This is a genomic window from Paenibacillus oceani (assembly GCF_014705615.1).
In the GTDB taxonomy this organism is placed as follows: Bacteria; Bacillota; Bacilli; order Paenibacillales; family NBRC-103111; genus Paenibacillus_AB; species Paenibacillus_AB oceani.
Window position 1 is genome coordinate 38,157 of record NZ_JACXJA010000053.1, and the last position, 21,011, is coordinate 59,167.

Here is a 21,011-nt window from a genome sequence, read left to right on the forward strand (position 1 = left end):
CACCAAATGCGGGAAGACCTCTTTTTGTTGCGGCCGCAGGCTGTTACTGCTTCGGCGCTTGAGTACGCTTCGTGAACAAAGCCAGGATCAGCGCGACGACGGCGAAGCCGAAGCCGATCATGAAGGCGTTGTGGACGCCGGCCACCATCGCTTCCGCCACCTGTGCGGGAGAGGTCGGATTGGCCGACTGCTCCAGGAAACGCCGCTGCCCCGAAGACATGACGCTGATGAAAAATGCGACGCCGATCGCGCCGGCGACTTGCTGCAGCGTATTCAGAATCGCCGTGCCATGCGGATAATAACGAGGCGGCAGCTGGTTGAGGCCGTTCGTCTGGGCAGGCATCATAATCATCGAGATGGCGACCATCATGCAGATGTGCAGGATCAGGAACGTCGTCTTGGGCGTTTCCACCGACACTTGGGTAAAGAACCACATAATCACGACCAGGAAAGCCGTTCCGGGAATAACTAACGCCCGCGGCCCGAACTTATCGAACAGTTTGCCTGTGAGCGGCGAGATTAATCCGTTCAGCAAGCTGCCCGGCAGCATGAGCAGGCCCGAAGCGAATACGGTGAGACCTAAAGCGCCCTGGAACAGGAATGGCAGCAAAGACATCGTCGAGAACAAGGTCATCATCATGATGATCAGCAGAACGGTGGTCAGGGAGAACATCGGGAACTGGAATGCCCGAAGGTCCATAAGCGGCTCCCGCACCCGCAGCTGACGGAATACGAACAGCAGCAGAGCGACCGCGCCCACCAGAACGGTGCCGTACACTTGCGGGCTCGACCAGCCGCCGTGTCCTTCGCCGGAGCTGCTGAACCCGTATACGATGCCGCCGAAGCCGAGCGTAGACAGGACGATAGATAGGACGTCCACCTTCGGTTTCGTAGGCGTCGATACGTTTTTCAAATAAATAAATGCGAACACGATCGAAAATATGGCAAACGGCAATACGAGAAAAAATAGCCAGCGCCATTGCAGCGACTCCAGAATAAGTCCGGATAAGGTCGGGCCGATGGCAGGGGCGAACATAATAACCAGCCCGATGCTTCCCATAGCGGCTCCCCGCTTCTCCGGAGGGTACAGCACGAGGATGGTGTTCATCAGTACCGGCAGCATCAATCCGGTTCCGCCCGCTTGCAGCAGACGGCCGACCAATAGGAACGAGAACCCCGGCGCGATCCCGCATATAAGCGTACCGATTGCGAACAAGATCATCGCCCCAAGGAACATCTGCCGGGTCGTAAACCATTGCACAAGCAGGGCAGAGGCGGGCACGAGCACTCCGACCACTAGCATGTAGCCGGTGGCCAGCCATTGCAGTGTCGACGGCGACACATTCAGCTCGATCACCAGCTGCGGGAAGGCGATGTTCAGCAATGTTTCATTTAAAATCGAGAAAAATGCCCCGATAATAAGCGAAATCAAGATAGGAAGCCTCTTGACGTTCCCCACATCCACGGGAGCCGCAGGGCTTGAAGCAGCAGTGGAATTCAATTTCTCTTCTCCTCCTTTATCTATATACGTGGTAATTATAAAATAATAACTAATTCCGTTCAATCGAAAAGTGGGCACCGTTATGGTAAACTATAATTATAAGGAAGGTGCGGTCATGAGAGAAAGAGAGTTGCTGCTTGAGCATTTTGTAGAAAACTTCATGTTGCTGATGCCGTTGCTGAAAAGGAAAATTTTCGATCCGCTTCCGAAATGCGATATGCCCCAGATCCAGTTATCCGGTTCCAGCATCCATATTATTGTGCTGCTGCGCGAAGTCCGGCGTTCCATCGTATCCGAGCTGTCGGAGAAGCTGAACATTTCGAGGCCGAATATGACCCCTCTTCTGGATCGGCTGGAGAAGCAAGGCTTGATTACCCGGCTTCCATGCTTGAACGACCGCCGTTCCGTATACGTGGAAATAACCGAGGCCGGAGATCAAGTGTGTGCCGAATACCACCGGATCATCTCCGACCGGATCAAGAGCATGCTGAATTTGCTGGATGAAAACGAGCTTATGGAGCTTAATGAGCATATGAGCAGGATGAAATCGATATTAATTCAGGCTGGCGACCGGACGGGCAGCTAATATTTCAGCCGGCAATAAAAGAGCGGGCAGCCGTTTCGTTTGGAATCGTTTATAGAGGTATAGGGAACCGGGTTGCCGTCTTGATATCCAAAAACGGCGATGCCGGTTTTTTTGTTTTTCCTTAGTTTTCATAACGAACCTGCCGCACATGCAAGAAACTGTTGGAAGCTTCCCGCAAGGTTGACATCCCGATTCAAAACGATTAATATATACGTATACCTGTAAGGGTATATATTTTTACTCAAATCAATACCCCCATGGGTATTGGATATTGAATATGACCTTTAAAACGGGATCCATTCAGGGAGGGATATAAGAGATGACAACATCATCCTTAACAGCGATGACAGCACAGCAGTTGACGAAGAAGATTTTAGATCGGGAGGAGCTGATGATCCTCGATGTCCGCAATACTTCCGACTATGAGAACTGGCGGATCGAAGGCGGGCGGGTCGAAGTTGTCCACATCCCGTATTTCGATCTACTGGACAGCATCGAGCCGGCGCTTGAGCTTATTCCGCCGGGAAAAGAGCTTTTGGTCGTATGCGCCAAGGAAGGCTCTTCGATCTATGTAGCCGAGCAGCTTATCGAAGCGGGGAGGACTGGCGTTTCGTATTTGCAAGGCGGGATGAAAGCCTGGAGCGAGTATTTGGAGCCGGTTAAGGTAGGGGATCTGAAGGACGGCGGCGAGCTGATCCAGTTCGTGCGGATCGGAAAAGGCTGTCTTTCGTACATGGTGATCTCGGGCGGGGAGGCGGCTGTCATCGACGCCGTGCGAATGACCGATGTGTTCGAGCGGTATGCGAAGGAAAGAGGGGTTGTCATCAAGCATACGATCGACACGCATCTCCACGCGGATCATATATCCGGAGGGAGAAAGCTTGCGATTAACGCTTTGGCTGCCTACTGGCTTCCCCCGAAAGATGCGACGGAAGTAACGTTCGATTACGTTCCCCTCGAAGAGGGAAGTTCGATTACGGTGGGGAGCACGGAAATTGCGATCCAGCCGATCTATTCACCCGGACATACAATAGGCAGCACGTCTTTGATCGTCGACGGGAAGTATTTGTTAAGCGGTGATATCCTGTTTGTCGAATCTATAGGCCGTCCCGATCTCGCCGGCAAAGCGGAGGATTGGGTGGGGGATCTGCGGACCTCGCTGTATACGACTTACCGGGCGCTTCCGGAGGAGCTTATCGTGCTTCCGGCTCACTTCGGCAAAATGACGGAGCTTGGAGAGAATGGAGTCGTTTCGGCCCGTTTGGGCGATTTATACCGCTCCAACCCCGGTCTGAACGTACAGGACGACGAGCTGTTCCGCGCGGCGGTTACGAAGCATTTGCCGCCGCAGCCGAACGCGTATCAGGAAATCCGGCAGACGAATATGGGGAGGCTGACTCCTGGCGAGGAAGAGCAGCAGAACATGGAGCTTGGACCGAACCGGTGCGCCGTACACGATAAATAACCTGGTCGTTTCCTAATGCGCAGGCATGTATGGCGGACGGACGGGGAAGTTTAATCAGCAAGAGGCACCCGCAGCTTTAGATGAATGACGTTACCGCTGCTTCCAAAGAGGAATGGAATGCGGACGTGAACCTTATAACTTGAAGGAGAAGTGATTCTATTATGGCAGGTCAATATTCGAAGGATATTTTACCGCACGAAGTGAGACAAAAGCTGGAGCGAGGGGAGAGCTTCCCCATCATCGATGTGCGCGAGCAGGACGAATGGGAGTCCGGGCATATTCCGGGGGCCAGGCACATCCCGCTGGGGACTTTGAACGAAAGACATCAAGAGCTCGACACCAAGCAGGAGACGATTATCGTATGCCGAAGCGGCAACCGCAGCGGGTTGGCTTGCGAGTTTCTGGAGTCGATCGGGTACAACGTGATCAATATGCAGGGCGGCATGATGAGCTGGGACGGACAGGTAGAGTACGGAAAGTAAAGCAGGATTTCAGAGGTCTATCAAACAAACAAGGGAGGCTGCGCAGTTATGACTGTTGACATTCATTCCAACCGCGTGCTGGCATGCGAAGGTCTGGCTTGTCCGATGCCGGTCGTGAAAACCAAAAAAGCAATGGAAGAGATGCAAGCCGGCGAAGTGCTTGAGGTGCGGGCTACCGACAAAGGATCTGTAGCGGATTTGCAAAGCTGGGCGGGTCGTACGGGCCACCAATACGTCGGCATGAAGGAAGATCAGGGGGTATACCGGCATTTCATCCGGAAGTCTAACGAAAAGGAGACGAAGCCGGAGGTCAAATATCCCCGTGTAATCAGCAGCGAACAGCTGCTGGAGAAGCTGGTATCCGGCGGCAACGTGCAGGTGCTGGACGTTCGCGAGCCCGCGGAATACGCCTTTGGACGCATTCCGGGAGCGATCTCCCTGCCGATCGGCGAGCTGGAGCGGCGTCTCGATCAACTGAATCCGAATCAGGAGTATTACATCGTCTGCAGAACCGGCAACCGGAGCGATGCGGCATGCCAGACGCTAACGGAGCGGGGATTCGCGAACGTATACAATGTCGTGCCGGGCATGTCGGGGTGGCAGGGTTCTACGGAGCGAGATTAATCTCCATTAGCGCGAAAATACTAGTAAGGGAGGGGAGGGATACATCATGGCGGATATCGTAGTTGATGCAAAAGGATTGGCTTGTCCGATGCCGATTGTCAGAGCGAAGAAAGCGATAGACTCGCTTCAGCCGGGTCAGCTGATGCAACTGGAAACGACGGACAAAGGTTCCATGAACGACTTCCAGGCTTGGGTAAGCCAAACGAAAAACGAAATGGTCGAAGCGAAGGAAAATAACGGAGTGTTTACGTTTCTCGTAAGAAAAGGATAACCGAACGGGACGGGAGGGAGGAATGCAAAAGCGTTCCTCCCTGGTCCCCCTGTAGAGGAGAGAGGCGATCCGGTTGGTATACGGGTTTGGCGGAATGGTAATCGTCGTAGTTGGCTTATTATTTTGGAGATTACGGCCGGTTCCCGGTCTTACGTATGTAGCGTTATCTGATATGCAATCTTTACCGAATACGGGCGATGAATGAAGCTGGTGGATATCCGGGAGGCTGCCGATTATTAGGAAGGGCATGTTCCAGGGCGCCGTTCACATATATGTAGTAGGAGGGGGACGCGATGTATGACGATGCGATCAAGAAACGGCTGCGTCGTGTAGAAGGACAAGTCCGCGGCGTGCTGAGTATGATCGAAGAGCAGAAGGATTGCAAGGATGTGGTCAGCCAGCTGTCGGCCGTACGCAGTGCGGTCGATAAATCGATAGCTTATATCGTAGCGACGAATCTGGAGCGATGCATCATTGAAGAGAAGGAAGCCGGCAACGATACGGACAGACTCGTCCGGGAAGCCGTTGATTTGCTAATCAAAAGCAGGTAAGGAGCTGATCCGGGATGGATAAGATCGGATATGTGATCATCATTGCTCTGGCGGTATGGTTTGTATATAAGCAATTTGCCCCAGTGAAGGGGCTGAAGAATATGAATGCTCGGCAGTTTCGCCAAGCGGCCAAAGGCTCGAAAGTGATCGATGTGAGAGAGCCGCACGAATATAAACAGGGCCATCTGCCGGGTGCGGTCAACATTCCGCTCGGCCGGCTCGGGCGCAGCTTCGCGGATATTCCGAAGGAGACGCCCGTTTTTTTGTATTGCCGGAGCGGGATGCGAAGCAAACAAGCAGGCAAAGTGTTGGCCAAGCAAGGGTATACGGACGTAACCCATCTGACGGGCGGCCTTACGTCCTGGGACGGGCCGCTTGCGATGTAGGACAGTGACAGCTCGACGTGTGGCGCCCACAATTGATTATGAATTCGAGCGGCAGGATGTAAACGTAACGGTTGAAGGAACGGGCCAGGCACGTCCTCAAACTGAATCTGGCGCGCTAATTCAGTTGTCCGGTCCATAAGCTGCCGTCTATCGAGGATGTCGGAATAACTACGATGCGACGAATTCCTCCTATTCCGATATAATAGATCTATAACTACTAACAGGGTGTCCGACAATGCTTGATCGGCCGGACAAACTTTGGGAGGATTGGCGCTCATGGCGATGGATTACGATGACGATATCAAGCGGCGGCTGAAGCGGGTGGAAGGACAAGTCCGCGGCATCCTGAAGATGATGGAAGAAGGGAAAGACTGCAAGGACGTGGTCAGCCAGTTGTCCGCCGTTCGCAGCGCCGTCGATAAAGCGATGGCCTACGTAGTGGCGGTTAATCTGGAGAAGTGTATCGTGGAGGAACGCGAAGCCGGCAACGATACGGGCAAGCTCGTGCAGGAAGCGGTGGAGCTGCTGATCAAGAGCAGGTAAGCTTTTGGGGGCCGGACATCGCGCACCGAAATAAGTTCAAACAAGCGTCGAATCGTATGGTACGATTGGAGAAAGTGCGAACCTTTGGACAGAGGAGGCTTTTCAATAATGAGTCCGATCGGAGAATGGGAGCCGGCGGAGCCCGGCGTCAAGCGCAAAATATTCGAGCCCGGCCAAGCGCTGATGATGATGGAAGTGCATTTCGAGGAAGGGGCTGAAGGCTATGTGCACAGTCATCCTCACGAGCAGATGTCTTATTGTTTGAAAGGAACGATCGAATTTACGATCGACGGGCAAAAAACGGTCATTCGCGCCGGCGATACGATTATTATCCCCGGAGGGGCGAAGCACGGAGTCAAAGCGCTGGAGCCCAGCGCGCTGCTAGACGCCTTCACGCCGCTCAGGGACGACCTGCTGAAGCGGGGGTAGTTTGCAAGGCAGAGGCAGAGGCGTGACAAGCGCATATAGGGTGCAGACCGACTGCAGAAAGCCGCCATTTCGCGGCTTTTTTGCTGCCGGAGCGGCGAATCTGTCGTGATTTCGCGGATATTCCGTCAGGGGGCGCTGTGTTATAATCGGGTTGATTGACGAGTGATTTCAACCTATATCCTATCGGCTTATAAGAGGAACGGGATTCATATGCCTTGAAGGGAGCGGCGAACATGTCCGGTTCTTTGTCGACGAACATTTCGAGCAAGCCCGGTTTCAAGCGCTTTCATTATGATTATGTCTATGCTCCGGAGCTGAAGCGGTACGGTCCTATCCACCTGTATCAGCTCGGAGACTTGAGCTGCGACTCCGGATTTGCGCTGCATCCGCACAAGCAGTCGTGCTACGAGATCTCTTACGTCGTATCGGGCGCAGGCTGGTTTTCCGTTAACGGAAAAAGATACGAGATGCAGGCGGGCGATCTGTTTCTGTGCCGGCCCGGCGACATTCACGAGGGCGGCGTGGACGGGCGCGACCCGTTCCGTTATTATTATTTCGGCTTCCGGTTTGACGAGGCGGCGGGAGTCGACGATCCGCTGCTGCCGATCCGCCGGGCGATGGATGAGCATGCCGGGCCGCTGCGGTGCAAGGACCGGCTGGACGTTACGGTGCCATTCGTCCATGCGCTGAAGGAACTGAATGGCGAAGCCCAATACTCGCAATCGATGACCGGCATGTATTTGGAGCAGCTCCTCGTGCTGACGTACCGGAACTATTTCTCCGATTGGCAGGCCGACTATCCGGGGGAATCCCGCGAACGCTCCGCACAGCGGGCTGTCTATTCGGCGGTCGCTTATATTGACGACCGGCTGTTGTCGATCAAGGATTTGAAGGAAGTGTCCGACGCGCTCGGCTACAGCTTGTCTCATCTGTCGCATTTGTTCGCCAAAGTGACGGGCGACAGCCTGAGGGGATATTATGCCAAACGGAAATGGCATAAAACGGTCGGGCTGCTGGAGGAAGGCGGCCGGACGATTACGGAGATTGCTTCGATGATGCAGTACGAGTCGATCCATACATTCAGCCGGGCTTTCAAAAAGGCGATGGGCGTCCCGCCTTCGGAATATGTGCGTTCGTGCGAGCGGCCGCAGCATAAATGAGCCGGCCGGAACGGGTAAAAAACCGGAATGGCACAATTTTTCAACCGTAAATGCCAAATACACCCGGGTGCGGCCCCCCTATACTGGAGGCAAGGAAGAAACCAGTACGACAGGATATGGGGGAATTGACAATGACAACAATCCGAATCGGCATGATCGGGACGGGCAACATCGCCCACTCGCATGCCACGCGGCTGAAAAAAGCCCAGGAAGCGGCTATCGTAGCGCTGGCTGATCCGAGCGCGGGAAGTAGAAAGTCGCTGAAGGAGAAGTTCGCGCTGGACGGAGCGGACGAATACGACGACTATTCGGAGATGCTGAAGCGCGGCGATATCGATGCGGTGATTATCTGCTCGCCGCATACGCTTCATTTCGAGCAGGCATGGGACGCGTTGTCGGCGGGCAAGCACGTGCTGCTCGAGAAGCCGATGGTGTGCACATCGAATGAAGCCGAGGAGCTGATCGCTCACGCGAAGGAAACCGGCAAGCTGCTGCAGGTGTCGTATCAGCGCCACTGTGCGCCGCACTTCATGTATATCCGTTCCGCGATCGCCGCGGGACAGATCGGGAAGCTTACCTCGATAACCGCTACCCTGTACCAGGATTGGAAAGATGCGCAGACGGGTACTTGGAGACAAAACGCGGCTTTATCCGGAGGCGGGATGCTGATGGACTCGGGTAGTCATATTATCGACGTGTTGTTATGGACGACAGGGCTGACGCCGGAATCGGTCGTCACCCAGTTGAGCTGTCAGGACTCGCCGGTCGAGATCGACACCTTCACAGCGATCCGGTTTGCCGAGGGCCCGGTGGCGGGCCTGAATATTATCGGCAAAGCGCCGAAACGGAGCTTTCTGGAAACGTATGGGTTTGTCGGCGAAGACGGAGGCATTTTCTACGACAACGGTAAAATCACGCTGCGCCGTAATGGAGAAGAGCCGGTAACACCGGAACTGCCTGCGGAGACGACCGACCCGGACCGGAACTTCGTCGCGGCCATACTGGGACGCGAGGAGCTGCTCGTACCGGGGGAGTATGCACTTAAGGTCATCCAATTGACCGAATCGATCTATCAGGCTGCCGGTTACGCGCCGTTAGTAGCCGCGGAGTAAGAAACGCAATAAGACTGAGGAACCCGCACCGTCGTGTGCGGGTTTTTGCCGTGTTCCGAAGTTTGTCGGAATAATGAATTTTCTGCAATTGCTTGTAACCAAATGTCGATATCAACCGTCTATATTAAGTTCAACCAAAATATCCCTGCAAACGGAGTCGTTACGTTCTTCATGGTACATTCAATCATCCCGTTCATCCAATGCCTGAGACCGAAGCAATGGACCAAAAATGTGCTGGTCCTCGCCGCGTTCCTCTTCTCCCTGAACAAGATCAGCCTATCTGCCGGAGTGGACGCGTTCCTCGGATTTCTTCTGTTCTGCGCGACATCCGGTGTGGTGTACATTGTGAACGACTGGTTCGATCTGGAGAAAGACCGGGCCCATCCCGTCAAGAAATTCCGGCCGATGGCGGCAGGGCGGATACCTCCAAACGCGGCTCTAACATTCGGTCTGATTTTGCTGGGAGCCAGCTTCGCCTTCGCGCTCTCCAAAAATCTCATGTTCGGGCTGCTGTTGATCGCCTATTTCTTGATGAATGTAGCGTATTCGGCCTGGCTCAAACATGTCGTCCTTCTCGATATAATGATAATTGCGGCCGGGTTCGTGATGCGCTCGGTAGGAGGCGGCCTGATTATCGGCGTCCAGTTGACCCCGTGGTTTCTCGTATGCACGATGCTGCTCGCTTTGTTTCTGGCGGTCAGCAAGCGGAGACACGAATTTATCAGCATGCCGGACAAAGCTTCCCGCCGTAAAGTGCTGAAGCTGTATTCGACGCAACTGCTCGATCAATTGATCAGCATCGTTACGACGTCCACGATCATCAGCTATTCGTTGTTTACCTTTACGTCGGGCAGCAATTACCATATGATGTGGACGATTCCGTTTGTCATGTACGGCATTTTCCGATACCTGTACTTGATCTATATGAAGGATGAGGGCGGGAGCCCCGAAAAAATATTGCTCGAGGACAAGCCCATGCTGATCACGGTTCTGCTGTACGGGTTGTCCGTGTTTGTCATTCTCCGCTATTTGCAGTAGTAACGCCGGTCTTTGGATGGGTTGTTGCTAATGATGCCATTGGAAGGTGCCCCTGTGTCTATCGGATTATTTATCGCGGCCACGCTGATCGTGGGCTTCGGCGCGTATTGGTTTATGAAAAGTCTCCATATCCAGGGAGCGATCGGTCAGTTTGCGGCTTGGTGGGTGCTTGGCTTTGCGCAAATTATCGTTTCCTTGCTCGCGGCCGGCGTTTTTCTGGAAATGCTGGTTCCTTCTGTCGTCCTGCTGCTTAATGCAGGAATAACGGCGGTTGCGGGCATCCTCTATTACCGGATCGGAGACCGGGAGCAAGCGGTGAACCACCTGTGGTGGAGCTCCTTGCTCCGGGAAATTCTGCATGCCCCGGCATGGCTGGCCCTGATCCTGATCACCGCTTGGGCGCTCGGATGGAGCGTTTATTTGATCTGCCTGCTGCCTGCGAATGACTGGGACGGCTTGTTTTATCATCTGGTGTCTCCGGCCTACTGGATGCAGGAGCGGCAGATCACGATCACCCCGTTCGCCGTATGGACGAATGTATATCCGCAAAATGCGCATTTGATCTATACGTGGCTCGTTTTATTCTTGCGGGACGATATCATCGTGGATGCGGGACAGTTTCTGTTCGCCATAGCGGGAGCGGCCTCCGTCGCCGGCATCACCCGCAGTTTTGGCGCGGGCCGGGCCGGGGCTGCCGGGGCCGCGTGTCTGTTCCTCACGACGCCGATCGTGCTCGCCCAGTTAACGGCCGATTATGTCGATACGGCGCTGGCCTCGATGTTTCTCGTGGCGTTCTGGTTCGTCCTCCGCTTCATCCGCGGCCGGCATAGGGGAGATCTGCTGCTGTCCGGCATTGCCGGGGGGATCGCCCTTGGGATCAAGTCGTCCGCGCTGGCTTGCGTCGGAGTAACGGGACTCATTTTGTTCATCTGGTGCGTATGGGAAGTGTTCGGGAAACGAATGAGCGTCAAGCAGGCGGTTCATCTACATCTGCTTATGGTAGTGCCGATCGTGCTGCTCGGGAGCTTCTGGTATATCCGCACTTGGCTGACCTACGGCAATCCGCTGCACCCGTTCCGCATCGACGTTCTCGGGTATCCGCTGTTCCCGGGACAAGGGACGGTTCATGATATGATCATGGTGCCGAATACGCCGCCGGAGCTGCTCGGGCTCCCGTGGTGGGAGCAGATCTGGTTAGCCTGGATGCAGCCCGCACAGACGGTCGTTTACTCTCAGCATTTGGGCGGATTTGGCTTGCAGTGGCCGGTCTTTTTGTTCCCGGCTCTGGTGCTGTTCACGGTACTGGCCGCCTGGAAGCGGCAGCGGGCGTTTCTGCTCCTCTGCCTCCCGCTGATCGTCATTTTTGTGACCCAGCCGGCCGCCTGGTGGTCGCGTTACACGATCTCGTTCGTCGCGCTGGGCGCAGCCTCGTTCGTCCTGTTGTCAGAAAAGCTGAAGCGGTGGGCGGCCATCCTGCTGCAAGGAGCGCTCGTGGCGGTTGTGGCCGTATCGGTTTTTTATCAGCACCAGGCGTACAACCCCGAGCTGCTTCAACAGGCCGCCAGCCTGCCCCGGGAGGAGCGGACGTTCGGACGGTTGTTTAATCCGGATTACGCGTTCATCGACAAGGTTCCGGACGGGACCCGGTTTGCAATCAAGTTTGGCGATTTTGCTTATCCGTTCTTCGGCAACCGGTTCCAGCATACCGTGTACCAGCTAAGGATGCAGTCGGAGAATGAATTTTGGCAATTTCTCGACGAGAGGCGGATTGACTATGTGTTTACGGTCAAGGACACGCCGTATGACAAGTGGGCGCAATCCCGTCCGCAGGAGTGCGTGCCGGAAGGAACGATGGAAAGGTACCGGTTGTACCGGATCGACCGGGAACGCATGGACGGGATAGCTTCCGCAAATTGAATAGAGTGGGTGGGAGAGGCTCCGGTGCGGCAGAAAAGCGCCGGAGTCTTTTTCGGCGTTACAGAAAAGTAGTTTCACTGTTTAACTTCGCTAATGTATCCAAGCAGAGAGCGGCTTTTCAGAAGCGGGCAAAGTGTCGTTACTGGGGCCCCGGTCCATTCAGGGGGTTCGATGGCTAACGAATCGTATCGTGCTTATGGGCGGAGAAGCGATGTTTTTCCAGGCTAACGAATCCGGGCATCGTTATCGAGCCGAAAGCGGAAAAAAACGACCAGATCTGCGGGAATAACGATACAAGAGTTCGTTGCAAATTCAAACGTCCGCATGGGGCTCCGATAACGATCGCCAAGTTTCTTAGCTATACCGCCGGATGATGACTCCATGATTTCAATAGCGCTTGCTCTTGTGTAAACGCCGGGAAATCAGTACGATAGAACTACCATACGGATGGAGGAGCGCCAATGACGACAACCTTCAATGAATATGAACAGTTCGTGCTGCAAGAGATGGCGAGAAACGCGATTTCGACCAATCCCGTTCAGGCAACGCTTGAACTGATGGGAAAACCTGTGGCCAAGCTGATGGAGGCGGCTCATTCCTCTACGAACAAATATGTCGTAAAAGCGGTGTCTTCGATTGATGCGACGATAGAGAAGTCGCTGCGGGGAACGATTAAAATAGCTAAACGAATGACAAGCGACGATGCCGTTCGCAAGGAGTACCGCAAAAACCACCGGATCGAGATCGGGCAGATGGAAGAAATCCGGCAGCTGTCTCTGAAGGAGATGGATATCGTAGCGGATACGTTCGAGGTCAGCAACGGCTTTTTTGTAACGGCCGAGGGCGCCGTTATGGGGGCGGTGACGACTTTATCCGCAGGCGTGCTCATCCCGGCGACCGTAGCGGCCGATGTGACCGCGTCGATGACGCTGATGTCCCGGCATATATGCCAGATTGCGGCTTCGTACGGCTATACGCCCGTCGATTCGATGAATATCCCGCATGTGCTGGCAGCGATGGCCCCTGCGGCTGCGTCGTCGGATGAAGGATTTTTGTCCGCCAAAGCGGCGGCGTTCGCCGAGGTTCGGGCGGTAACGGAGTTTGCCAAAGGCATGTCGGGCGAATTAACAGCCGAGCTTGCCGAGAAGTCGTGCCCGGGCTTGATCAGACTCATTCAGAAGGTGGCCGAGCGGCTGGGCGTCGTGATTACCCAGAAGGAGCTTGGCATGATTGTGCCGGTGGCCGGGGCGGTCATTAACGGCGGGCTGAACCTCGCGTTCCAGCAAATGAACCACATCCACGCGAAGGACTACTTCCGCAAACTGCATTTGGCCAGCAAGTACGGGGAAGCCGCCCTGCATCTGGCTCTGGCCGATGAGATCCGCAGGCTGAAAAGTAAGGTCAGCTGAACGGAATGGAGCGTACCTGCTCGGCCCTGTGCCCGCTTCAAGGCAGGACGACGGTGCCGGATAAGAGTGGTTTGCAGCTTTTATTTTGTCCGAAACCCGCTTAAATGGGGAAATAAGAGCGGTTTGAAGCTGCTAATATCGGCGAAAAGCGTGCAGACCTCATCCGTTGGATGGAATAAGGGGTACAAACCGCCTGTATTTGCTTCGTTCTTTCGAATAGGCCGAAAATAGGAGGTGCCAAAGCCTCTTATTTTGCTATAGAGCCCCATACCTAACCAAGAAATAAACGTTAGGATGCTGTGACCATGAAACAGAACAAATACGACGAATCCGATTTTTTTGCGAATTACAGCCGGATGCCCCGTTCGGTCGGGGGACTGAATGCGGCCGGAGAGTGGCAGGAGCTTCGCGCGATGCTCCCCGAGCTGCACGATAAAAGAGTACTGGATCTGGGCTGTGGCTTCGGCTGGCACTGCCGGTATGCGCGGGAGCAGCAGGCCCGTTCCGTGGTCGGCGTGGATCTGTCCGAGAATATGCTGGAGCGCGCCAGAGCGATGACCGACGATCCCGGGATCAAGTATATGCGGCTGGCGATCGAAGATATCGACTTTAGCGCGGGCGAATTCGATGTGGTGATCAGTTCGCTGGCGCTGCACTACATCGAGCGTCTGGATATCCTCTGCGGGCGCATTTATCACGCTCTCGCGCCCGGAGGCGCTTTCGTGCTGTCGGTCGAGCACCCGGTCTTCACCGCGCTCGCCTCCCAAGACTGGCACTACGGACCGCAAGGCGAGAAATTGCACTGGCCCGTCGACGGCTATCATCAGGAAGGCTCCCGGCAGGCGCGGTTTCTGGAGCATGATGTGATCAAATACCATCGAACGGTAGCGACGTATATGAATACTTTAATCGCATCGGGATTTTCGATTCGAAGCGTGGCCGAACCGAAGCCGACCGAAGAAATGCTGGAGACGAACCCCGATATGCGGGATGAAATGCGCCGCCCGATTTTCCTTATGATCTCCGCGGTAAGGGATTAATGTAGTGGCTTCAGGGCGGCATGGAGTGTTCCCAAAAATCCGCTATCGGTGTATAATCATCATATAAACCGAGTGGAAAAGAGGGGATTGGAATGAGCGATGAGCCCGAATTCATTCCGAGGCCGCTAGTCCGGACGAATCAGTGGGTGATCGTATTGTCGGTCCTGGCAACCTGGATCACCGGAGTGTACTGGATATTGGTCATTCCGCTTCTGGCCGGTGCGCTGGGCGTGCTGTTCGATTTCAACCCGATCATGAGGCTGGCCAGGCTATTTTTGCGAAAACCTGCTTCCGCCTATATTCCGGAGGATAAGGCCGAGCAGCGGTTCAATCAGATTTTGGCGGCGAGCTTTCTGCTGATCGCCTTGGCTGCGTATTCGTTGCAATGGACGGCGATTGCCTATACCTTTACAGCCATGGTAGCTTTGGCTGCGATTGTCGCGATAATGGGGTTTTGCGTCGGATGTTTTGTGCGTTACCAGTGGATTCGGTACCGGAACAAGGCCGGTTTCTAAGAAGTGTTCGGTTGGAGCTGCCGAGTGACTGTAAACCGGAAGCGGTACGGACCCGGGTGGCGATTCGCCTTCGCAGACGGCCGAAGTTACACATAACTTAAAAAAAGTCTGGAGCCCGCACGGCGCGACGCCGTGCGGGTTTATTGCCTTTTCCGGCATTTTCCCCATACTCGTTTGGGAGATCGCCTTAACCGTTTGGCAGATGCTCCAAGTCCCGAAGCCGACTTCGGGGTAAACTGAAAGCGGGAAGCCGGCAGGCTTTACGATAAACGTTGAAAGCGCTTAACATGAATTTGAGGTGGTGCTATGGCGTTTTTGATGAACCGGTTTTTGAACATGAAGCTTCGCAGCAAGTTTTTGCTTACTTATGTTGTGCTTATTCTCCTCACGGTTCTCCTCATCGGAACAGTTACGTATTATACGTCGGTCAATTCCATCAAGAGCAAAATAACCGACTTCTCTTCCTATCTCATCGAACAAATCGCCAATAACCTGGAGAAAAAAACAAAAGACGTTGAAGATTTCGCCTTTAATCAATTCCGGATGTCGGAGGTCGCCGACAAGCTGATGGCGGAGGGGAGCGACTCAGCCGGATTTAATGTGATGGAAAGCAAGATGATGTTGAACTTTCTGAACGATTTCATCCATACAAAGCCTTACCTCCACTCCGCCTACCTGTGGACCCCATCCGGGACCGCCGGTCCTAGGGCGAATTACGTCGAGCGCAACGGCTCGCTGATGCAGGAGCTGGTGTCTTTGCTGAACCCGCAGGAGGTCCAGGACAACTGGGGCCGGGCGATGTGGGTTCCCGGAGACAGCGGGATCGTCTACATGCAGAAAGCGCTGTACGACGTCCGGTCGACGAAATTTCTCGGCGTGCTCGTGCTGGGCGTCTACGACGGCTACATCCGTGAAATCTACGACAGCATCGATACGCTGAGCGGCGGGGACATCTATATCGTCAATGAGAAAAACGAGCTGCTCCTTCCAAGCCGCAGCGTGAACGGTCTTGATCCGGCTTTTATAACGAAAAGCTTGAAGGAGCGCTACTTCGCTGCCAACACGAGCATCCGCTCGGAGCGCGGCACGTTCCTATCGACGATGATCTCGATCTCCAACGACCGCTGGAAGGTGCTGCACCTGATCTCCGTGAAGGAGCTGACCCAAGATACGGAGGCGATCGCCTATTGGACAGTGACGACTTGCGTAATCGCGCTGTTCCTGGCGTTCCTTATCGCTGCTTTTCTCGCGAGCAACATTACCGAGAACATTCGCCGGCTGCTCCAGAGCATGAGGCAGTTTTCCGGAGATTATACGCACAAGGCGGTCGTTCCCAAAGGAAGGGATGAGGTGGCGATGCTGGCCGAGAAGTTCAACTTTATGTCGGAGAAAATCAACGAGCTGATCCATACCGTCTACGCCGAGAAGCTGTCGAAGCAGAAGGCGGAATACCGGACGCTGCAGTTCGAATACAAGGCGCTGCTCGCTCAGATGAACCCCCATTTCCTGTACAACACGCTGGAATCGATCCACAGTATGGCGAAGCTGAAGGGGGAGGATGAGATCGGGGAGCTGATCTGCCTGCTCGGCAATCTGCTGCGGGAAAGTATTGCGAAGAAAGGGGATTTCGTTTCCTTGTCGGAGGAGGTCGAATATATCCGTAAATATTTATCGATCCACCAACTGATCGACAGCGACAAGATCGAGGTGTTCTACGAGATCGACCCTTCGCTGATGGACGTTCAGGTGCCAAGGTTCGTGCTGCAGCCGATTGTGGAGAACGCTATCGTGCACGGGATCGAGGCGAAACCGGGCAAGGGCGTCATCCGGGTCCGGTGTCAGGCGGACACGAGAGACTTGATCGTTGAGGTAACCGATAACGGAATCGGCATGGAGGAGGAAGTCGTCAGGCACCTGCTGCAGACGGAAGACCGCGTCCAGGAGGACGGTCAGCCGGCGAAACATACGCAGGTAGGCGTGAACAGCGTCAGCAAACGAATCAAAATGTTGTGCGGCGATCCGTTCGGCCTCGTCATCGACAGCCGTCCGGGCGAAGGCACGACGATTCGAATCCGTTTGCCAATGCGCATTCAAGGGGGGCTTCGGCTATGACATACCGGGTGGTCGTAATCGACGACAAGGCGATTATCAGGAAAGCGCTTATTCAGACGATGGATTGGAACAATCTGAGCTGCGAGGTCGTCGGGCAGGCGGATAACGGCTTTGAGGGAAAGAAGCTGATCGAGCAGCTTCGTCCCGATATTTTAATAACCGACATCAAGCTGCCGGGACCGAGCGGTCTCGATCTGGCGGAGCATATGCACCAGGTGTCTCCTTCGTCCAAGACGATTCTTATGACCGGCTTCCAGCAATTCGAGTATGCGCAGCGCGCCGTGAAGCTGGGGGTATTGGATTTTATGCTGAAGCCGATCCGCAACGAGGAACTGGCCCAGATCGTCAGGAAGGCGGTAACGGTGCTGCAATCTGCGCAAACCCGGCGGCATGAGGAGGAAAAGCTCGCCACGATGTACCGGGAGCTGGAGCATCAGATCCATGACTCGATCCCGTTCCTCCGCAGCAAGCTGCTAGCGGATCTGCTGACGGGCGAAGTGGCCGGCGAGCAAGCCCGGGACGCGATGGCCCGGCTGGAGCTAAGGGACGGTCGTCTGCAACTGCTCGGCATGCGCCCCCGCCGGCTGGACCGGACTTTGCAGGCTGCTCAGCGAAGCAAGCTTCTCAATCACCTGTACGCCCAGGTCACCCAAAAGGCGCAGCAGTCGAAGGAGAAGTACGGGATCGATCTCGCGGAGGCCCGCTCGAAGGAGGATCTGATCATTGCCCTGCTGCTGCCGAAGGGCGCGTCGGAGCGGGAGATGCGGCGGATCGTCACAGCCTTTGCCGGCGGGCTGTGCGGACGGGATGAGTCGTGGTAAGCGTTCGATTTCGTAACCGCAGTCACCGCCCCGTACAGAGGGATCGGCGAAACGGCCGCCGCCTTCGAGCAATTGCAGGCGATGCTGGACGCCGGTTTTTTTGGCGCTGGAGGTAAGCTGCTGTTTCCGGAATCGATTCCGGGCGCCAAGGACAAGGCCAAACGGTTCTCGATCATCCGCGATCTGGAGCAGTTCCATCATATGCTGGGCCAGGCCGCCGTCCAGCCGCTGACCGAGCCGATCGACCGGTTCGTGGAGCGGGTCCGAATGTACAGCGAAGGCAGCATCCGTGTCGCAAAAGGGCTGATCGCCGAAGCGTGTCTCGCCATCGCGCGCCATTATTATCGGGTGACGGGCAACGAATTCGGGCTGGATCGCAGCATCGACAAAATGCTCGACGATATCGAGGGGCTCCCGGATCTGGCCCAGGCGTCCTCCTACCTGCACAGGCTGATGGAAGAAATACGCATAAAGCTGAGCGGCAGGCGCAAAGAGTACAGCTTGCAGGTCCGGCACCTCCTGGACTACATCAACAGTCATTTTTCCGGCAATCTCACTCTGACCTCGGTAGCGGATCATTGCGGACTGAATCCGAGCTATGTCAGCCGGCTCCTGCGGTCGGAGACGGGCGATACGTTCGTCGATCTGGTCGCCAAGGCGAGAATCGAAGCGGCCAAACGGCTGCTGCGCGACCCGAAGTACAAGGTGGGCGAAGTGGGTGAAATGGTCGGATACAAGGAGTACGCTTACTTCTATCAGGTGTTCAAAAAATTCGAAGGAACCTCGCCCCGGGCATTTCAAAACCGGACGTAAAAAATCTAATAACAGTGCGAAATCGCTCCATGCCTACCATTGTCCGGCTCAGCTAAAGTAAGGATGTCTGCCGGTTCAGGACCGTCTGATCTGCTGACGGTATTTGCCCGGAGAGACTCCTTCCAGCTGCTTGAACAGCTTGTTGAAGAAGCTCAGGTCGTCGAACCCGACCTCCTGGGCGATATGCAATATTTTGCCGTCCGTGCCGGCGAGCAGCTCCTTGGCGATGCGGATGCGGATCTCGTTGCGGTATTCGATAAACGTCTTGCCGTTATATTGCTTGAACTTGGTGATGAACGCGGACTGGCTCATACCGCACATCTGGCTCACCTGGGCGAGCGACAGAGGACTGGAATGATGCAGCTCGATAAATTCGCATACCCGCTCCATCACCTTGCTTTCCGATGCCATGGCCGTCATCGGACGGTGCAGCTGCAGCTCGTAGCAGCGGCTTAAGTAAACGAACAGCTCGATCAGCCGGGTTTTCACCAGAATCCGATAACCGAGCTTCTTGTCCTTGTATTCGGCGGTCAGCCGGTCAAGCAGCAGCTTCATCTCGATCCGCTGATGCGTATCCAGCGTCAGGTGCGACTGGAATTGAACCGATTTGCGCAGAAACGGCTCTACGTAGAAAAAGTCGACAAACGGCGTCACGAGGGAAAGTGTTTGCAGCTCGTTTTCGAGAAAGGACGCATGGAACAGAATGTTGTACACGAGGAGACTGCCTCCGGAGGCGACCTGATAGGCGTGCTCCGCATCCGGCTCGATAATGAACACATCGCCTTCGCGGAGCGGGTACCGGTCCCCGCGATATTCGTGGTAGCCGCTGCCTTCCGCAATGTAGACGAACTCGATAAACTCGTGGGAGTGTGGCTCCACGACCTGATTGGCCTTCAGCACATACGGCCCCGTATGAAACGGAAAGTCCGCACTTTCCAAATAATCGGCGTTATGGAATCGAGTCATGCCAGCACCTCCCGGCCCGGTCGGGCCATTCTTTTTTTAAAATATATCACAGATCGGGAAGCTGTACAGACGTTCTTCCTTAAGGAGTGGATTGGGCGCTACGCCGCAGTGACGTGCGGGCATGAGCCGGTCAGCTTCCAGATGCAGCCGGACTGTATGGAGAGTATGGCGAAGAGAACTAATAAAATGTAAAAATCGTATAATTTTAAGCGCTTACAAAAGACGGTATACTCGAAGCAGATTGGATATCCAGCTGATCCCCTAACAGAAAGAGGGTAGCGCCATGTCATCCGAACTTCTGGCGACAGAGATCAAGCCGACAACGGAGGGAAGGGCGCGCAAAAGCGGCTTCTCCAAAGAAATGCGCAAAAATTACGACATGTACCTGATGCTTGTGCCCGCGATCGTCTACTACTTGATCTTCTCCTACACCCCGATGTTCGGCCTCGTCATCGCCTTTAAAGATTACAACATCTTCAAGGGCGTATGGGAAAGCGACTGGGTCGGGCTGAGCAACTTTAAAGAAATGCTCAACTTCCCCGGCTTCTACGACATGGTCCGCAACACGCTGGTGCTGAACGTCCTGTCGCTGATCTTCGGTTTTCCGGCCCCGATCATTTTGGCGCTTATGCTGAACGAAGTACGGCAGAAGATGTTCAAGCGCGTCACGCAATCGCTGCTATATTTGCCCCATTTCATGTCCTGGATTATTATGGGCGGCATTATTTACAACCTGCTGTCTCCCCAGTACGGCTTCGTCAACATGGTGTTGGAGAAGCTGGGCTTCGAGAAAATTTTTTTCATGGTGAGCGAAAGCTGGTGGATTACCACCTATGTCGGTTCCGGGATCTGGGCCGGGGCGGGCTGGGGCACGATCATCTATCTGGCCGCGATGACGGCGATCGATCCTTCCTTGTACGAGGCGGCGGTCGTGGACGGCGCGGGAAGGTGGCGGAAGATCGTGCACATTACGATTCCGGGCATTATGCCGACGGTGATCATTTTGCTCATCCTGAATCTGGGCCATCTGGTGTCGATCGGCTACGAGCATATTTTGGCGCTGCAAAATCCGATGGTCGGCCGCGTCTCCGAGGTCATCAGCACGTTCATCTACAACGTCGGAATCAAGCAGGCGAACTTCTCAATGACGACGGCGGTCGGGCTGCTCCAGTCGGTTATCAACCTGATTCTAATCCTCGGCGCCAACTATTTCGCGAGAGCGATGGGGAAGGAAGGGCTGTGGTAAATCCGCATCCATGCGCGCATAGGC

The 21,011-nt window shown here is 54.9% G+C and carries 22 protein-coding genes; 20 read left to right on the top strand and 2 right to left on the bottom strand.

What is annotated here, in order from left to right:
* Window positions 1-43 precede the first annotated feature (43 nt).
* The gene (locus IDH45_RS29660; RefSeq protein WP_397327116.1) at window positions 44-1,465 is read right to left on the bottom strand and encodes an MDR family MFS transporter; all 1,422 of its coding nucleotides are present in this window, start codon (window positions 1,463-1,465) and stop codon (window positions 44-46) included.
* Window positions 1,466-1,616: 151 nt separating this feature from the next.
* Here IDH45_RS29660 and IDH45_RS29665 point away from each other — a divergent pair, with 151 nt between their 5' ends.
* The 19 genes from IDH45_RS29665 to IDH45_RS29755 all read left to right on the top strand — a co-directional run bounded on the left by IDH45_RS29665 (window position 1,617) and on the right by IDH45_RS29755 (window position 18,775).
* Complete coding sequence (locus IDH45_RS29665) at window positions 1,617-2,087, top strand: MarR family transcriptional regulator (protein ID WP_190931769.1); 471 nt, start codon at window positions 1,617-1,619, stop codon at window positions 2,085-2,087.
* Window positions 2,088-2,406: 319 nt separating this feature from the next.
* Window positions 2,407-3,552 carry an MBL fold metallo-hydrolase gene (locus IDH45_RS29670; RefSeq protein ID WP_190931770.1) on the top strand — a complete coding sequence of 382 codons (1,146 nt, stop codon included), beginning with the start codon at window positions 2,407-2,409 and terminating at the stop codon, window positions 3,550-3,552.
* 161 nt (window positions 3,553-3,713) lie between these two features.
* Window positions 3,714-4,034, top strand: coding sequence for a rhodanese-like domain-containing protein (locus IDH45_RS29675; RefSeq protein WP_190931771.1), 321 nt, complete (start codon window positions 3,714-3,716; stop codon window positions 4,032-4,034).
* Window positions 4,035-4,082: 48 nt separating this feature from the next.
* A complete protein-coding gene (locus IDH45_RS29680; RefSeq protein ID WP_190931772.1) occupies window positions 4,083-4,658 on the top strand; it encodes a sulfurtransferase TusA family protein in 576 nt (191 codons plus the stop codon).
* 46 nt (window positions 4,659-4,704) lie between these two features.
* On the top strand, window positions 4,705-4,929 hold the full coding sequence (locus tag IDH45_RS29685) for a sulfurtransferase TusA family protein (RefSeq protein WP_190931773.1): 225 nt from the start codon (window positions 4,705-4,707) through the stop codon (window positions 4,927-4,929).
* A gap of 293 nt (window positions 4,930-5,222) precedes the next feature.
* Window positions 5,223-5,480 (top strand): metal-sensitive transcriptional regulator, encoded by a 258-nt coding sequence (locus IDH45_RS29690; protein WP_190931774.1) that lies wholly within the window; start codon window positions 5,223-5,225, stop codon window positions 5,478-5,480.
* Between the two features lie 14 nt (window positions 5,481-5,494).
* Window positions 5,495-5,866, top strand: a complete 372-nt coding sequence (locus IDH45_RS29695) for a rhodanese-like domain-containing protein (RefSeq protein WP_190931775.1) — start codon at window positions 5,495-5,497, stop codon at window positions 5,864-5,866.
* A 276-nt stretch (window positions 5,867-6,142) separates the two neighbouring features.
* A complete protein-coding gene (locus tag IDH45_RS29700; RefSeq protein WP_190931776.1) occupies window positions 6,143-6,409 on the top strand; it encodes a metal-sensitive transcriptional regulator in 267 nt (88 codons plus the stop codon).
* A 108-nt stretch (window positions 6,410-6,517) separates the two neighbouring features.
* The gene (locus IDH45_RS29705) at window positions 6,518-6,838 is read left to right on the top strand and encodes a cupin domain-containing protein (RefSeq protein ID WP_190931777.1); all 321 of its coding nucleotides are present in this window, start codon (window positions 6,518-6,520) and stop codon (window positions 6,836-6,838) included.
* Window positions 6,839-7,071: 233 nt separating this feature from the next.
* A complete protein-coding gene (locus IDH45_RS29710) occupies window positions 7,072-7,998 on the top strand; it encodes an AraC family transcriptional regulator (protein ID WP_190931778.1) in 927 nt (308 codons plus the stop codon).
* A 131-nt stretch (window positions 7,999-8,129) separates the two neighbouring features.
* On the top strand, window positions 8,130-9,110 hold the full coding sequence (locus IDH45_RS29715; RefSeq protein WP_190931779.1) for a Gfo/Idh/MocA family protein: 981 nt from the start codon (window positions 8,130-8,132) through the stop codon (window positions 9,108-9,110).
* A 171-nt stretch (window positions 9,111-9,281) separates the two neighbouring features.
* A complete protein-coding gene (locus IDH45_RS29720) occupies window positions 9,282-10,148 on the top strand; it encodes a decaprenyl-phosphate phosphoribosyltransferase (protein ID WP_190931780.1) in 867 nt (288 codons plus the stop codon).
* 54 nt (window positions 10,149-10,202) lie between these two features.
* Complete coding sequence (locus tag IDH45_RS29725; RefSeq protein ID WP_190931781.1) at window positions 10,203-12,065, top strand: glycosyltransferase family 39 protein; 1,863 nt, start codon at window positions 10,203-10,205, stop codon at window positions 12,063-12,065.
* 461 nt (window positions 12,066-12,526) lie between these two features.
* On the top strand, window positions 12,527-13,474 hold the full coding sequence (locus IDH45_RS29730; protein ID WP_190931782.1) for an EcsC family protein: 948 nt from the start codon (window positions 12,527-12,529) through the stop codon (window positions 13,472-13,474).
* Between the two features lie 305 nt (window positions 13,475-13,779).
* Window positions 13,780-14,514: a class I SAM-dependent methyltransferase gene (locus tag IDH45_RS29735; RefSeq protein WP_190931783.1), complete on the top strand. Its 735-nt coding sequence runs from the start codon at window positions 13,780-13,782 to the stop codon at window positions 14,512-14,514.
* A 92-nt stretch (window positions 14,515-14,606) separates the two neighbouring features.
* Window positions 14,607-15,029 carry a DUF4395 domain-containing protein gene (locus IDH45_RS29740; protein ID WP_190931784.1) on the top strand — a complete coding sequence of 141 codons (423 nt, stop codon included), beginning with the start codon at window positions 14,607-14,609 and terminating at the stop codon, window positions 15,027-15,029.
* Between the two features lie 306 nt (window positions 15,030-15,335).
* Entirely contained in the window at window positions 15,336-17,141 is a 1,806-nt protein-coding gene (locus IDH45_RS29745; RefSeq protein ID WP_190931785.1) for a cache domain-containing sensor histidine kinase, read from the top strand.
* Entirely contained in the window at window positions 17,138-17,962 is an 825-nt protein-coding gene (locus IDH45_RS29750; protein WP_190931786.1) for a response regulator, read from the top strand. The genes IDH45_RS29745 and IDH45_RS29750 overlap by 4 nt, the downstream gene beginning before the upstream one ends.
* Window positions 17,963-18,043: 81 nt before the next feature.
* On the top strand, window positions 18,044-18,775 hold the full coding sequence (locus IDH45_RS29755) for a helix-turn-helix transcriptional regulator (protein ID WP_190931787.1): 732 nt from the start codon (window positions 18,044-18,046) through the stop codon (window positions 18,773-18,775).
* Between the two features lie 75 nt (window positions 18,776-18,850).
* Here IDH45_RS29755 and IDH45_RS29760 read toward each other — a convergent pair whose 3' ends face one another.
* Window positions 18,851-19,741 (bottom strand): helix-turn-helix transcriptional regulator, encoded by an 891-nt coding sequence (locus IDH45_RS29760; protein WP_190931788.1) that lies wholly within the window; start codon window positions 19,739-19,741, stop codon window positions 18,851-18,853.
* Between the two features lie 283 nt (window positions 19,742-20,024).
* Here IDH45_RS29760 and IDH45_RS29765 point away from each other — a divergent pair, with 283 nt between their 5' ends.
* Window positions 20,025-20,987, top strand: a complete 963-nt coding sequence (locus IDH45_RS29765) for an ABC transporter permease (protein WP_190931789.1) — start codon at window positions 20,025-20,027, stop codon at window positions 20,985-20,987.
* Window positions 20,988-21,011: the final 24 nt, after the last annotated feature.